This window comes from Nonomuraea sp. NPDC050202, assembly GCF_040656115.1.
In the GTDB taxonomy this organism is placed as follows: domain Bacteria; phylum Actinomycetota; class Actinomycetes; order Streptosporangiales; family Streptosporangiaceae; genus Nonomuraea.
Genome location: NZ_JBFALF010000009.1, coordinates 186,137 through 199,555 on the forward strand (window position 1 = coordinate 186,137; position 13,419 = coordinate 199,555).

Sequence of the window (13,419 nt, forward strand, 5' to 3'; positions counted from 1 at the left end):
GCTGTCCTTACGCGTACGGGAAGGCGATGATGCCCTTGGCCACCAGGCGGACGTACAGGTCGGCGCCCATGACGGAGAACATCGAGGCCCACGCGAGGGGTTGGTGCTTGGCGTTGAGCTTGGAGACGAACGTCCAGGCCCGGTACCGCAGCGGGTGGCGGGAGAAGTGGTTGAGCCTGCCCGCCGTGATGTGCCGGCAGGAGTGGCACGACAGCGTGTAGGCGTTGATCAGGACGGCGTTGAGGACCAGGATCCAGGTGCCCAGCCCCAGCGGCTTGTGCACGAGCGCCAGGACGGCGTCGTAGGCCAGGACGAGGCCGATCACGATGGCCGCGTAGAAGAAGTACCGGTGGACGTTCTGGAGGATGAGCGGGAAGCGCCGCTCACCGGTGTACTTGCCGTGCGGCTCCTGCACCGCGCACGCCGGCGGGGACAACCAGAACGAGCGGTAGTAGGACTTGCGGTAGTAGTAGCAGGTCAGCCGGAAGCCGCCGGGCAGGCCGAGGATCAGCAGCCCGGGCGGAAGGGCGTACCAGTCGCCGAACGGCGCCCACCCGAACAGCCGCGCCCCTTCCGGGCACGACGTGGCCAGGCAGGGTGATGAGAAGGGGGCGATGTACGGATCGACGAAGTAGCTCGTATCGATGATCGCCCATACACCGTAGACCAGGAATGAGCTGAGCCCCAGGAATGTCAGGAGCGGGACCAGCCACCATCTGTCTGTGCGCAAGGTGCGCACCTTGACTTGCGCACGCTGCCGTCGGACCGGAGCGTCGGGCGTCGTCTGGGTCATCGCGGACCTCTCCACCTCCCGCGGACCCATCTGCGCAGGGGGTCCGTGGTTCGTTTCGCTGGGCGCGCTCACACGGCGGTCTCCCGCTCGGGCGCGCATTGGTGGGGGATACGTTACGACGACAGGATCGAAATTTGTGAGCGGGGTCACTCACTTTTTCGATGACTGACTGTGATTCCTGTCACGTACGCGCGTCAGACCGCTACCCCTGCGCCGGCAACTTCACCACAGTGACGAAAAAATCATCGATTTGCCGGACAACCCGGATAAATTGCTCAAAATCCACCGGCTTCGAGACATATGCGTTGGCGTGCAGCCGGTAACTGTGCAGGATGTCCTCCTCGGCCTCCGACGTCGTCAGGATCACCACCGGGATCGTACGGAGCAGGACGTCCGCCTTCACCTCCCGCAGCACCTCCATCCCGCTCATCCTCGGCAGGTTGAGGTCGAGCAGGATCAGGTCGGGCCGCGGCGCCTTGGCGAAGCCGTCGTCCTGGCGCAGGAACGCCATCGCCTGCTCGCCGTCGTTGACCACGTGGAGCCGGTTGCGCACCTTGTTGAGGTCGAAGGCCTCCCTGGTGAGCAGGATGTCCCCCTGGTCGTCCTCGACCAGGAGCACCTCGATCGGGCGCCATTCGTTCATCGTTCGCCTCCCGCGGGCATCGTCCAGCGGAACGTGGCGCCGTGCCCGTCGGAGTTCCCGTCCAGCCACAACTGCCCGCCGTGATACTCGACGATCTTCCGACACAGGGCCAGCCCGATGCCAGTCCCTGGATACACGTCGCGCGGGTGGAGGCGCTGGAAGATGAGGAAGATACGGTCGGCGTACTTCGCCTCGACCCCGATCCCGTTGTCGGAGCAGCTGAACTCCCACATCTCGCCGTCCCTCCTGGCCCCGATGTGCACGCGCGGCGGCTCCTCGGAGCGGAACTTGACGGCGTTCTCGATGAGGTTCTGGAAGAGCTGGGTGAGCTGCAGCTCGTTGCCGTTGAGGCGGGGCAGCTCGTCGCGGGTGACGGTGGCGCCGGCGTCATCCAGGGTGGCCGAGAGGTTGTCCAGCGCCCGGTCCAGCGCCGCGCCGGAGTCGATCTCCTTCTTCTCGCCGGTGACCCGGCCGACCCTGGAGAAGTCGAGCAGGTCGTTGATCAGCAGTTGCATGCGCTTGGCGCCGTCCACCGCGTAGTGGATGTACTGCCTGGCCCGCTCGTCGAGCTGCGGGCCGTAACGCTGCTCCAGCATCTGGGTGAAGCTGGCCACCTTGCGCAGCGGCTCCTGAAGGTCGTGACTGGCCACGTACGCGAACTGCTCCAGCTCCCCGTTCGACCTGCGCAGCTCCTCGGCCTGGTCGCTGGCCACCCGCCAGGCCGAGACGATGCGGGCGCGCATGGAGTCGATGTGGCTGGACAGCTCGGCCAGCTCCGCCGGCCGGTCGACGTGCAGGTCGTGGTCGAAGTCGCCGCCGGCGACCGTACGGACCTGCGCGGTGAGCTGGTCGATGGGCTTGAGCACCGCGTACCGCACCACGGCCGCCAGCCCGACGCCCAGCCCCAGCAACAGGCCGAACACCACGATGAGGGCCATGTTGAGCCGGTCGAGCTGGGCGGCCAGCTCGGGGGGCGGGTGCAGCGCCTCGGCCTGGGTGCTCATCGACATGACGATCACGACCCCGGCGGCGAACGTGACGCCCGCCAGCACCCCGATCAGCACGAACCAGCGGGCCACCGGCAGCCTGCCGAGCCCCGTCGGGGCCTTGGGCGGCGGCAGCGGGTGAATGCTCATTCTTCTCTCCTCCGCAGCATGACCACCGCAAGGTCGTCGCTCAGCGTGCCCACATGGGTGATGAGGCGGTCGAGGTCGATGGCGCCGTGCTCGCGTACGAGCTCGACCAGGCCGTCCACGCCCAGCAGGTGGCTGGGCTCGCCGACCGCGGCCTCGATCAGGCCGTCGGTGTAGAGCATCATCGACCACTCCCCGCCGAGTGGCACGTCCAGCACCGACCACGTCGCGTCGGGGAAGATCCCCAGCGGCGGGCCCGACGGCGTGCCCTGCACCACCTCGACGGCGCCGTCGCGCACCAGCACGGGCGGCGGGTGGCCGACCACCCGCATGCGGGCCGAGCACAGGTCGGGGCCGATCGTGGCCATGCACAGGGTGGTGAAGATCTCCGGGGCCTTGCGCTCGGCCCGCAGCAGCGTGTCGAGCGTACGCAGCAGCGTGTCGCCCGTCTGCCCGGCCAGCACCAGCGTGCGCCAGGCGATGCGCAGCGCCACCCCCAGCGCGGCCTCGTCCGGGCCGTGCCCGCACACGTCGCCGACCACGACGTGCACGGAGCCGTCGGGTGTCTGCACGGTGTCGAAGAAGTCGCCGGCCAGCGTGCCGCCGCTGCCCGGCAGGTAGCGGGTCACGTGCTCGATCGCCGCGGTACGCAGCAGCGGGTCCGGCAGCAGGGCGCCCTCCAGCCGGGCGTTCTCCTTGGCCGTCAGCTCCGCCTGGACGAGCTTGAGCTGGGCCAGGTCGGCGCGCTTGCGCTCCATCGCGTACCTGATGGAGCGGGCCAGCAGCCGCGCGTCCACGTCGCCCTTGACCAGGTAGTCCTGCGCGCCCGACTGCACGGCCGAGACGCCGACGTGCACGTCCCGCAGCCCGGTGAGCACGAGCACGGCCGTGTGCGGCGATGCCACCGCCAGGACCTCGTCGAGCGCCTCCAGGCGGCTGGCGTCGGGGAGCGACAGGTCCACGAGCACGCACTGGATCTGAGGGGTCAGCTTCGCCTTGGCCTCCCGCAGGCTCCGCGCCCGGAAGATCCTGGGCGGCGCCACGGCCTGCTTGAGCAGCTCCTCGACGAGGAAGGCGTCTCCGTCGTCGTCCTCGATGAGGAGCAGCGTCAGCGTTTCCGAGAGATTTGCCGTCAAAACGCCTTCTTCTGGGAGTGGGGCCTCTTGTTGCTCATTCTGCGATGAGCGCCACCCCTTGTGGAAGCGTGCCCTCGTGACCGGCCTCGACCACGAACGCCAGCAGGGTCTCCTTGAACGCCTGCGCGGCCCTGGTCGGCTCGACGTCCTTGCGGTGGGCCAGCGCGATCGTCCGGCTCAGCCCCGGCGGCGCCAGCGGCGTGCCCAGCAGCCCCGGCCGCCCGTCGAGCACCATCGACGGCACCACGGCCACCCCCAGCCCGGCCTCCACGAACCGCAGCACCGCGTCCATCTCCCCGCCCTGCACCGCGAACCTGGGCTCGAACCCCGCCTGCCGGCACGCCGCCAGCGTGGCCTCCCGCAGGTCGTAGCCGCGCCTGAACATCACCATCGGCCGGCCGCGCAGGTCCTCGATGTGCAGGTAGGGGCCCTTGATCTGCTCGTGGGAGGGCGAGACGACCACGAGGTTCTCGCGCAGGATCTCCTCGGTCACCAGCGCGGGGTCGTCGCTCTGCAGCGGCATGATGATCAACGACAGGTCGAGCTGCCCCCTGGCCAGCGCCCGGACGAGGTCGCGAGAGCCGCCCTCCTCCACCAGCAGCTCGATGCCCGGGTACGCGCGGTGGAAGCGGGCCAGCGCGTCGGCCAGCAGCCCCGCGCAGAGCGACGGCGTGGCGCCCAGCCGCACCCGGCCCCGGCGCAGCCCGGCGAGCTGGGCCACCTCCTGCCGGGCGGTGTCGGCGTCGGCCAGGATGCGGCGGGCCAGCGGCAGCAGCGCCTCGCCGGCGGCGGTCAGCGTGACGTTGCCGCGCGCCCGCGAGAACAGCCGCGCGCCGAGATCGTCCTCCAGCGCCTTGATCTGCTTGCTGAGCGACGGCTGGGCGACCCGCATGCGCTCGGCCGCCTGGGTGAAGTGCCGGGTCTCGGCCACCGCCACGAAGTACGCGAGCTGCTGGAACTGCATGTGATTTTCCTCGCACCGGCGCGGCGTAAGCGGCCTGTAAAAGCCGCGCCTACCCACATCATAGCCTCGGGCTATCGAAACCAAGCCCATCATGACTTGGACGGATCATCGCTGGATACCTAGCGTTCAACCGTGACTGCCACGATAGAGCGCGGCTCCGCCACCGCGCCTGTTAACACCCCTGCTTCCAAGAAGACTCCAACGCCGAAGAAGCCGGGCGGGTTCCTGAGCTCGTCCAACGGCAAGAAAGTCGTCATGGCCGTCACGGGCGCCGTGATGGTGAGCTTCCTCGTGCTCCACATGCTGGGCAACCTGAAGATCTTCTTCGGCCGCGAGTCCTTCAACGACTACGCCCACTGGCTGCGCACGCTGCTGGAGCCGTTCGCGCCGTACCGCACGGTCCTGACGATCCTGGAGATCGGCCTCGTGGTCGCGGTCGTGCTGCACATGTGGGCCGCGATCTCGCTGTCCCGCCGCGCGGGCAAGGCCAGGCCCGTCAAGTACGTGGCCAAGAAGTCGCAGGCGAACGGCTACGCCACGCACATCATGCGATGGGGCGGCGTGACCATCGTGCTCTTCGTGATCTGGCACCTGCTCGACCTGACCTTCGGCGTCGTCAACCCCAAGGGCTTCGACTCCGCCCCCGCCGACCGGATGATCTCCGGCTTCGACCCGTCCCGGTGGTGGGTCACGCTGATCTACTTCGTGGCCGTCGTCATGGTCGGCATGCACCTGCGCCACGGCATCTGGAGCGCCTTCCAGACGCTCGGCTGGGCCAACAAGGACCGCAACAAGGCGCTGCGCGCCACCGCCGGCCTGCTCTCCATCGTCCTGGTGATCGGCTTCCTGGTCCCGCCCCTCGCGATCACGTTCGGAGTTGTCAAGTGAAGTACACCGAAGGCCCCGAGATCAGGGACACCAAGGCGCCCGCCGGTCCCATCGAGGAGCGGTGGGAGAAGCGCAAGTTCAGCGCCAAGCTGGTCAACCCGGCCAACAAGCGCAAGCTCAACGTGATCGTCGTCGGCACCGGCCTGGCGGGTGGCTCGGCCGCGGCGACCCTGGGCGAGCTGGGCTACAACGTCAAGTCCTTCTGCTACCAGGACTCCCCGCGCCGCGCCCACTCCATCGCCGCCCAGGGCGGCATCAACGCCGCCAAGAACTACCGTGGCGACGGCGACTCCATCTACCGCCTGTTCTACGACACCGTGAAGGGCGGCGACTTCCGCGCCCGCGAGTCGAACGTCTACCGCCTCGCCCAGGTCTCCGTGAACATCATCGACCAGGCCGTGGCCCAGGGCGTGCCGTTCGCCCGCGAGTACGGCGGCCTGCTCGACACCCGCTCGTTCGGCGGCGCCCAGGTCTCCCGCACCTTCTACGCCCGCGGCCAGACGGGGCAGCAGCTCCTGCTCGGCGCGTACCAGGCGCTGGAGCGGCAGGTCGCGGCCGGGACCGTGGAGATGCACACCCGGCACGAGATGCTCGACCTGATCGTCTCCGACGGGCGGGCGCGCGGCGTCATCGTGCGCGACATGGTCACCGGCGAGATCGAGCGCCACCTGGCCGACGCCGTGGTGCTCGCCACCGGCGGCTACGGGAACGTGTTCTTCCTGTCCACGAACGCCAAGGGCTGCAACACCACCGCCATCTGGCGGGCGCACGAGCGCGGCGCGTACTTCGCCAACCCCTGCTACACGCAGATCCACCCGACCTGCATCCCGGTGTCGGGCGAGTACCAGTCCAAGCTGACGCTCATGTCGGAGTCGCTGCGCAACGACGGCCGCGTCTGGGTGCCGCTGCGCAAGAACGACGAGCGCGCCCCCGGCGACATCCCCGAGGACGAGCGCGACTACTACCTGGAGCGCATCTACCCGAGCTTCGGCAACCTGGTGCCGCGCGACATCGCCTCCCGCGCCGCCAAGAACGTCTGCGACGAGGGCCGCGGCGTCGGCCCCGGCGGCCTGGGCGTGTACCTGGACTTCCGCGACGCGATCAACCGCCTCGGCCGCGACGCGGTCGAGAAGAAGTACGGCAACCTCTTCGAGATGTACGAGCGCATCACCGGCGAGAACCCGTACGACGTGCCGATGCGCATCTACCCCGCCGTCCACTACACGATGGGCGGGCTGTGGGTGGACTACGACCTCCAGTCCACGATCCCCGGCCTGTTCGTCATCGGCGAGGCCAACTTCTCCGACCACGGCGCCAACCGCCTCGGCGCGTCCGCGCTGATGCAGGGCCTGGCCGACGGATATTTCGTGCTTCCCACCACCATCGGCGACTACCTCGCCAACGGCCCGTACGGGGACGTGGACGAGGAGGCCGTGGCCGAGGCCGAGATCAAGGTCCGCAACAAGATCGACCGGCTGCTCGCCGTCAACGGCACCCGCACGCCCGACTCCTTCCACCGCGAGCTCGGCAAGCTCATGTGGGACTACTGCGGCATGGAGCGCACCGAGGAGTCGCTGCGCAAGGCGCTGGAGCGCATCCCCGAGCTGCGCGAGGAGTTCTGGCAGAACGTCAAGGTGTCCGGCACCGCCGAGGAGCTGAACCAGGTGCTGGAGAAGGCCGGCCGGGTGGCCGACTTCTTCGACCTGGCCGAGCTCATGTGCCTGGACGCGCTGGTCCGTACGGAGTCCTGCGGCGGCCACTTCCGCGCCGAGTCCCAGGACGCCGACGGCGAGGCGCTGCGCGACGACGAGAACTTCGCGCACGTCTCGGCCTGGGAGCACTCCCCGGAGGGGCCGGTGCTGCACAAGGAAGCGCTCGAGTACGAGTACGTCAAGATGACCCAGCGGAGCTACAAGTGAACCTGACCCTGAAGGTCTGGCGTCAGAGCGGCCGGGACGACGCCGGCCGCATGGTGACGTACAAGGTGGAGGACGTCTCCCCGGACATGTCCTTCCTGGAGATGCTGGACGTCCTCAACGAGCGCCTCATCCTGGAGGGCGACGACCCGATCGCCTTCGACCACGACTGCCGCGAGGGCATCTGCGGCATGTGCGGCATGGTCATCAACGGCGTCGCCCACGGCGAGCAGCGCGCCACGACGACCTGCCAGCTCCACATGCGCCACTTCGAGGACGGCGCGGAGATCACCATCGAGCCGTGGCGCGCGGCCCCCTTCCCGGTCGTCAAGGACCTGGTGGTGGACCGCAGCGCGTTCGACCGCATCATCCAGGCGGGCGGCTTCGTCTCCGTCCCGGCCGGCTCCGCCCCGGACGCCCACAGCGTCCCGGTGCGCAAGGAGGACGCGGACTCCGCCTTCGACGCGGCGACCTGCATCGGCTGCGGCGCCTGCGTCGCGGCCTGCCCGAACGGCTCCGCCTCCCTCTTCACCGCCGCCAAGATCACCCACCTCAGCCTGCTCCCGCAGGGCCAGCCGGAGCGGCTGTCGCGCGCCAAGGCCATGGTGGACCAGATGGACGCCGAGGGGTTCGGCGGCTGCACGAACACGGGCGAGTGCACGGCGGTGTGCCCGAAGGGCATCCCGCTGGACACGATCGCCCAGATGAACAGCGACTACTTGAAGGCCAACGCCAAGTAGCAGGGAGCTGTGTGCAAGCGGCAGCAGAGGCCTCCTCCGGCGTACGGGTGCAGCTCGCAGCGACATCAGGTACACGAGACGCCTGGACCCTCTGGGCGGCCCTGCTCGATGGCGCGTTCGGTGACCCCCCATGCGGAGGAGCGGATCAGCCCTCGCCCATCCATGTCCTGGGCCACGGCTCACAGTGTGACAGAATGTGATTGTGCGACAACCCCCAGCGATGTCGTTCAATACCACCGGTCCGTGCGATCCGCGACGCCACTACATGTTGCCTCCCGCGCCACGGCTTCCCGAGGCGCGGGTGCTCATCGAGATGGATCGCTACTTCGTGCTGCACGCGCCCCGGCAGACCGGCAAGACGACCACACTGGACGCCCTGGCCTCCGAGCTGACCGCTGAGGGCGACATCGCCGCCCTGATGTTCTCCTGCGAGCGCGCCAAGTCGGCCGGCGACGACTACGCCGCCGCGGAGGAGATTCTGCTGGAATCCGGCTGCACGAGCCCCGGGTCAAACGGGTGATCGAACCGATCGTGGCCGGCACGGCGCCGAGCATGGACGCCACCATCGACGACGACGTCTCCTACGTCCACGATCTGGGCCTCATCCCGGACACCAGGAGGCTGGAGATCGCCAACCCGATCTATCGTGAGGTCCTGCTGCGGGTCCTCGGCGCTCGCACGGAGCGGCTCGTGACGGCCCATCCGCACAGCTTCGTGCTGCCGGACGGCCGCTTCGACCTGCCGCGCCTGCTGCAGGAGTTCGTCGTGTTCTGGCGCGAGCACGGCGAGGTGCTCATCCAGCAGGAGGGCTACCACGAGGCCGCCTGCCAGATCATCCTCATGGCCTTCCTGCACCGCCTGGTCAACGGCGGCGGCCAGCTCGACCGCGAGTACGCCGCCGGCACCAAACGCCTGGACGTCCTGGTCCGCTGGCCCTACCCCGGCCCGGACGGCAAGCGGCTGATGCAACGCGAGGCCATGGAGTTGAAGGTCTGGCGAGCCAACGCAGACGACCCGACATCCGAAGGCATGGCCCAGCTCGACCGCTACCTGGACCGGCTCACTCTGCCCACCGGCGTTCTGGTGATCTTCGACCGGCGCCCCGAGGCCCCGCCTTGGAAGGAACGCGGCGCCTTCGAGCAGGCGACCACGCCATCCGGACGCCAGGTCACCGTTCTACGGGTGTGAGACCCGTACGTCTCAGCGCCAGCCCCGGGGCCAGGTCATCAAGGTCCTGCACGGCCACGCCCTCTGAGCCGGCGAGCGCGCCCGGGCTCAGGCGGCCTCGGCGCTGAGGGCCTGAGCCACGGACCGGCGGGCCGCCAGGCGGGCGGGCAGGGCGGTGAGCGCCACCGTCACCAGGAGGGTCGCGAGTGCGGCGATGAACATCGTGGAGAACGGCGCGAGGACCGCGTTCCTGGCGCTGAAGGCGGAGAACACGCCGATGCCCAGGGGGACGCCGATGACGGTGCCGGGCAGGCAGGGCAGGAGCTGGGCGATGGATAACCCCGCGGAGACCTGTCCGGGGGTGGCGCCGAGCGCACGCGCGATGGCCATGCTCGTCCGGGCTTCCATGGCCGTGGTCCAGGTGAACGTGATGGTGTTCACCACGGCCAGCGCGATCAGCAGGGCGGAGACCGCGATCAGCAGGTGGCCGGCGTTCTCGTCCCGCAGGTTCGGCAGGGCGGAGGAGCCGTTCAGGCCGTAGCCTCTCGACGGCTGCGCGGAGAGGGACAGCAGGCCGGTGAGCGCGATCAGCGTGGTGGCGGTGGAGCACGCCTGCAACGCGGCCCGGCCCGGACGGCGGGCGGTCAGCCGCAGCCCGAGCAGGAACGGCGTGGGCAGCAGCGCGGACAGCGCGGCGAGCCAGGGGCGGCGCCGGGGCCGGTGGGCGGTGTCGGCCAGCGCGGTGACGGTCGCGGTGCGCAGGGCTCGCAGCGTGGGGCGAAGCGCCGACAGCACCGCCACCGCCACGGCCAGGAGCGTCGTCGCGGCGATGACGGGGCCGGACGGGCCGCCGATGTCGCCGATCCTGCTGGCAGTGGGGCTGGCGACGACGGGTACGGTCAGGCGCGCGATCACCAGCCCCAGCACGTCGGCCAGCAGCGCCACGGCCAGGTACTCCGTGAGCAGGACGGCGCCGATCAGACCGGGGGTGGCGCCGACGGCCTTGAGCAGCCCGGCCCGCCGGGTCTGCTGGACGGCGCGGCCCGCGGCCAGTGCCGCCACCCCGGTGACGGCAAGGAAGCTGAGCAGCCAGCTGCCGAGCACCAGGATGGGCTGGGTGCCCCTGAGGATGACGGTGTCCTGCTCGGCGTTGAGCTGCCAGGAATGGAAGTTGATTCTGACGTCGGAGTCGCGGTGGGCCTCGCGGAAGGCCTCGGTGGCGGCCGGGTCGCGCAGCTTGAGGTCCACGGCCGTCGTCACGGGGCGATCCTGGGACGACGCCAGCGTGCGGGCGTCCTGCCGGGTCATCCAGGCCAGGCCGGTGTAGTCGCTGGGGCCGCCGCCCGGGCCGATCTGGGCCGCCCAGGGGTAGATGGAGGTGGCCGCGGTGACGGCGATCCCGACGACAGGGTACGGTCGGCCGGCGATGGTGACCTGGTCGCCGACGCCGACGCCCAGCGCGGTGGCGAAGCCGCGTTCGAGAACGGCGCCGCCGGAGCGTACCCACTGGCCCGAGGTCACCAGCGGCCGGTTGAGCGCGCCGGGCTTCTCGGCGAAGCCGTGCACCACCACGGGGGACGTCACGGAGCCGCGCGTGGTGAGGTCGGCGTAGACGATGCGGTAGGGGCCGTGGTGGCCGGCCACTTCGGGAGCCTCCGCCAGCTCGGACAGGGCCGAGGTCACGGCGGGGCTCGTGTCGCCGGAGAGCGCCACCACGTCCGGACCGGCGGTGGCCGCGCGGGTCTGCTCGTACAGCGTCCGGCTCGCCCCGCTCAGGGACAGGCCCAGGGCCAGGGTGGCCGTGGCGATGGTCACCGCCAGCAGGAGCATCGCGGCCTGTGCCCGGTGCCGGCGTACGTCGGCGAGCACCAGGCGCACGACGAGCACGAGGGAGCCCATGCCGTTCAGCCCTCCAGCCCGATCAGCCCGCCGAGCCCGCGCGGGTGGGAGCCGGCCAGCCTGGTGTCGTCGACGAACATCCCGTCACGCATCGAGACCAGCCGATCCGACGTGGCCGCGACCCGCTCGTCGTGCGTGACGATGACCAGGGTCTGCCCTGCGGAACGCAGCTCCTCGAAGATCCTCAGCACGTCGAGGGTCGCCGCGCTGTCGAGGTTGCCGGTCGGCTCGTCGGCCAGGACCACCAGCGGCTGGTTGGCCAGCGCGCGGGCGATGGCGACTCGCTGGCGCTGCCCGCCGGACAGCTCGGAAGGCAGGTGCCGGGCGCGGCCGGCGAGCCCGACCCGTTCCAGCAGGACGCCCGCGCGCCGCCTGGCCTCCCGCAGCGAACGGCCGGCCAGCAGCGCGGGCAGCTCCACGTTCTCCGCCGCCGACAGCTCCTCCACCAGATGGAAGGCCTGGAAGACGAACCCCACGGACCGGCGCCGCATGCGCGCCAGAGCACGCTCGCCCAAGGTGTCGATGCGCTGCCCGGCCAGCCACACCTCCCCGCGGGTGGGCCGCTCCAGGCCGCCGAGCAGGTGCAGCAGGGTCGACTTCCCGCAGCCGCTCGGCCCCATCACCGCCAGCATCTGCCCCTCGGGGACCTCCAGGTCGACCTCGTCGACCGCCCGGACCCGGCTCTCCCCTTGACCGTGCTCCTTCACCAGGCCACGGACCCGGACCACGGCACTCGACTCGTTCACGCACCCTCAACTCTGTCGTCGGCCCGCAGGTCGTTGGCCCGCAGGTCGTCTGCCCGCGAGTCGTCAACCCGCGAGTCGTCAACCCGCGGGTCGTCGGCCCCGGACCAGGCTCGCTCGCAGGCTTCGAGCCAGCGCAGGTCCGCCTGCAGCCGCAGCACGACCCCCTCCAGCAGGAGCAGGGCCTTCGAGCCCGCCGGCTCGGCCAGGATCGCCTGCTGCACCTCGCGCAGGCGGCGCAGCAGCTCACGGCGCTGTGCCGCGACGAGCTCGACCGGGTCGGCGAGCCGGGCCGCGGCCGCCGCGACGAGCTTGAGATGGAACTCCGCCTGGTCCGGCTTGGGCCAGCCCACCTCGGTCAGCCACGCCGTAACGCGCTGCTGCCCGGCCGGCGTCAGCGCGTAGACCTTGCGGTCCGGCCGCTCGGGCAGGCCGTCAGCGCGCTCGCAGACGACCAGCCCGGCCTTCTCCAGCCGGGACAGGGTCACGTAGATCTGGCCGGGGTTCATCGACTCGCCCAGCGGGCCCAGGCTCTGGCGCAGCCGGGCGCGCAGGACGTACCCATGCGACGGCTCCTTGGCGAGCATCGCCAGCACTGCGTCTTGCACGGCATCCCCCTAACGGTTAGCTAAGAGCTAGCGGTTAGCCATGCGGGCTGTCAACTTGATGTACTGCCGGAGGTCGTAGCCCGTGGAGGATGAGGTGGGCCAGGTGCGCGGAGAGGTGAGGGCGTGCTGCGCGCACGGCCCATCCCACCGATGAGGGCTGGGAGCTGGAAGGCAACGCATCGAGGAGGCGGCCCGGCAGGGTGCCACGAAGCACCGGTTTCGATGGCCGCGCCCGGCGGGGCCGGGCCGGGGGTGCCACCCTCGGAGTGACACCCTGTTCGACCAGCGTCGATCTGGTCGGGACGACAGGATTTGAACCTGCGACCCCTTGACCCCCAGTCAAGTGCGCTACCAAGCTGCGCTACGTCCCGGTCATGTCGGCCGCCTACGGTGTAGAAGGACGTTCCGACCGGCCACCACCTTACAGGAGGAGCCGGACTCGTCGCGTACGCTCCCTGCGGCGCAGGCGCCCGACGAAGGGGATGGGAACGATGCAAGACCACGGTGAAGAAGTCGTCCTCTACTGGCGGCCGATGTGCACGTACTGCATGAAGCTACGCTTCAGCCTGCTCTTCACCCGCCTCCGCCACCGCAAGGTCAACATCTGGAAGGACCCTGACGCGGCCGCGTTCGTGCGCTCGGTGGCGAACGGGTTCGAGACCGTGCCGACCGTGACGGTGGCGGGCAGGCCGATGGTGAATCCCTCTCGGCGCGAGCTCCTGGACGCCGTCAAGACGTACGCGCCGCACCTCTTGAAGGGCGCCGGCGAGTAAGGCGGCCAGGGCCTGC

The 13,419-nt window shown here is 70.1% G+C and carries 14 protein-coding genes and 1 tRNA gene; 6 read left to right on the forward strand and 9 right to left on the reverse strand.

Annotation, left to right across the window (positions count from 1 at the left end; all coding sequences use genetic code 11):
• Positions 1–7: 7 nt before the first annotated feature.
• From AB0I79_RS25370 to AB0I79_RS25390, 5 genes are all read right to left on the reverse strand, one after another.
• Positions 8–793 carry a hypothetical protein gene (locus AB0I79_RS25370; protein ID WP_357876997.1) on the reverse strand — a complete coding sequence of 262 codons (786 nt, stop codon included), beginning with the start codon at positions 791–793 and terminating at the stop codon, positions 8–10.
• Between the two features lie 202 nt (positions 794–995).
• On the reverse strand, positions 996–1,436 hold the full coding sequence (locus tag AB0I79_RS25375; protein ID WP_357877000.1) for a response regulator: 441 nt from the start codon (positions 1,434–1,436) through the stop codon (positions 996–998).
• Entirely contained in the window at positions 1,433–2,572 is a 1,140-nt protein-coding gene (locus AB0I79_RS25380) for an ATP-binding protein (RefSeq protein WP_357877003.1), read from the reverse strand. Before AB0I79_RS25380 ends, AB0I79_RS25375 begins: the two co-directional genes overlap by 4 nt.
• A complete protein-coding gene (locus AB0I79_RS25385) occupies positions 2,569–3,705 on the reverse strand; it encodes a fused response regulator/phosphatase (RefSeq protein ID WP_357877005.1) in 1,137 nt (378 codons plus the stop codon). The genes AB0I79_RS25380 and AB0I79_RS25385 overlap by 4 nt, the downstream gene beginning before the upstream one ends.
• A gap of 34 nt (positions 3,706–3,739) precedes the next feature.
• Positions 3,740–4,669, reverse strand: coding sequence for a LysR substrate-binding domain-containing protein (locus AB0I79_RS25390; protein WP_357877008.1), 930 nt, complete (start codon positions 4,667–4,669; stop codon positions 3,740–3,742).
• 132 nt (positions 4,670–4,801) lie between these two features.
• On the opposite strand from AB0I79_RS25390, the gene AB0I79_RS25395 reads away from it, so the two are divergent.
• The 5 genes from AB0I79_RS25395 (at position 4,802) to AB0I79_RS25415 (ending at position 9,401) form a co-directional block, all read left to right on the forward strand.
• Complete coding sequence (locus AB0I79_RS25395; RefSeq protein WP_357877011.1) at positions 4,802–5,557, forward strand: succinate dehydrogenase cytochrome b subunit; 756 nt, start codon at positions 4,802–4,804, stop codon at positions 5,555–5,557.
• The gene (locus AB0I79_RS25400) at positions 5,554–7,476 is read left to right on the forward strand and encodes a fumarate reductase/succinate dehydrogenase flavoprotein subunit (RefSeq protein WP_357877014.1); all 1,923 of its coding nucleotides are present in this window, start codon (positions 5,554–5,556) and stop codon (positions 7,474–7,476) included. Before AB0I79_RS25395 ends, AB0I79_RS25400 begins: the two co-directional genes overlap by 4 nt.
• Positions 7,473–8,213, forward strand: a complete 741-nt coding sequence (locus AB0I79_RS25405; protein ID WP_357877017.1) for a succinate dehydrogenase/fumarate reductase iron-sulfur subunit — start codon at positions 7,473–7,475, stop codon at positions 8,211–8,213. Before AB0I79_RS25400 ends, AB0I79_RS25405 begins: the two co-directional genes overlap by 4 nt.
• A 220-nt stretch (positions 8,214–8,433) precedes the next feature.
• A complete protein-coding gene (locus AB0I79_RS25410; RefSeq protein ID WP_357877020.1) occupies positions 8,434–8,733 on the forward strand; it encodes a hypothetical protein in 300 nt (99 codons plus the stop codon).
• On the forward strand, positions 8,730–9,401 hold the full coding sequence (locus AB0I79_RS25415) for a hypothetical protein (RefSeq protein ID WP_357877023.1): 672 nt from the start codon (positions 8,730–8,732) through the stop codon (positions 9,399–9,401). The genes AB0I79_RS25410 and AB0I79_RS25415 overlap by 4 nt, the downstream gene beginning before the upstream one ends.
• A gap of 87 nt (positions 9,402–9,488) precedes the next feature.
• Here the strand turns inward: AB0I79_RS25415 and AB0I79_RS25420 are convergent, their stop codons facing one another.
• From AB0I79_RS25420 to AB0I79_RS25435, 4 genes are all read right to left on the reverse strand, one after another.
• A complete protein-coding gene (locus tag AB0I79_RS25420; protein WP_357877026.1) occupies positions 9,489–11,279 on the reverse strand; it encodes an FtsX-like permease family protein in 1,791 nt (596 codons plus the stop codon).
• A 5-nt stretch (positions 11,280–11,284) separates the two neighbouring features.
• Entirely contained in the window at positions 11,285–12,025 is a 741-nt protein-coding gene (locus AB0I79_RS25425) for an ABC transporter ATP-binding protein (RefSeq protein ID WP_357877029.1), read from the reverse strand.
• A complete protein-coding gene (locus AB0I79_RS25430) occupies positions 12,022–12,630 on the reverse strand; it encodes a PadR family transcriptional regulator (protein ID WP_357877032.1) in 609 nt (202 codons plus the stop codon). The genes AB0I79_RS25425 and AB0I79_RS25430 overlap by 4 nt, the downstream gene beginning before the upstream one ends.
• A 294-nt stretch (positions 12,631–12,924) precedes the next feature.
• Positions 12,925–13,001: transfer RNA gene (locus tag AB0I79_RS25435), tRNA-Pro, on the reverse strand.
• 120 nt (positions 13,002–13,121) lie between these two features.
• Here AB0I79_RS25435 and AB0I79_RS25440 point away from each other — a divergent pair.
• Positions 13,122–13,403: a glutaredoxin domain-containing protein gene (locus tag AB0I79_RS25440; RefSeq protein WP_357877035.1), complete on the forward strand. Its 282-nt coding sequence runs from the start codon at positions 13,122–13,124 to the stop codon at positions 13,401–13,403.
• Positions 13,404–13,419: the final 16 nt, after the last annotated feature.

What these genes read in the sequence shown, in the direction of transcription:
- AB0I79_RS25370 (WP_357876997.1), bottom strand. Translation starts at nt 793, where the DNA reads ATGACCCAGACGACGCCCGACGCTCCGGTCCGACGGCAGCGTGCGCAA.
- AB0I79_RS25375 (WP_357877000.1), bottom strand. Translation starts at nt 1,436, where the DNA reads ATGAACGAATGGCGCCCGATCGAGGTGCTCCTGGTCGAGGACGACCAG.
- AB0I79_RS25380 (WP_357877003.1), bottom strand. Translation starts at nt 2,572, where the DNA reads ATGAGCATTCACCCGCTGCCGCCGCCCAAGGCCCCGACGGGGCTCGGC.
- AB0I79_RS25390 (WP_357877008.1), bottom strand. Translation starts at nt 4,669, where the DNA reads ATGCAGTTCCAGCAGCTCGCGTACTTCGTGGCGGTGGCCGAGACCCGG.
- AB0I79_RS25410 (WP_357877020.1), top strand. Translation starts at nt 8,434, where the DNA reads ATGTCGTTCAATACCACCGGTCCGTGCGATCCGCGACGCCACTACATG.
- AB0I79_RS25420 (WP_357877026.1), bottom strand. Translation starts at nt 11,279, where the DNA reads ATGGGCTCCCTCGTGCTCGTCGTGCGCCTGGTGCTCGCCGACGTACGC.
- AB0I79_RS25440 (WP_357877035.1), top strand. Translation starts at nt 13,122, where the DNA reads ATGCAAGACCACGGTGAAGAAGTCGTCCTCTACTGGCGGCCGATGTGC.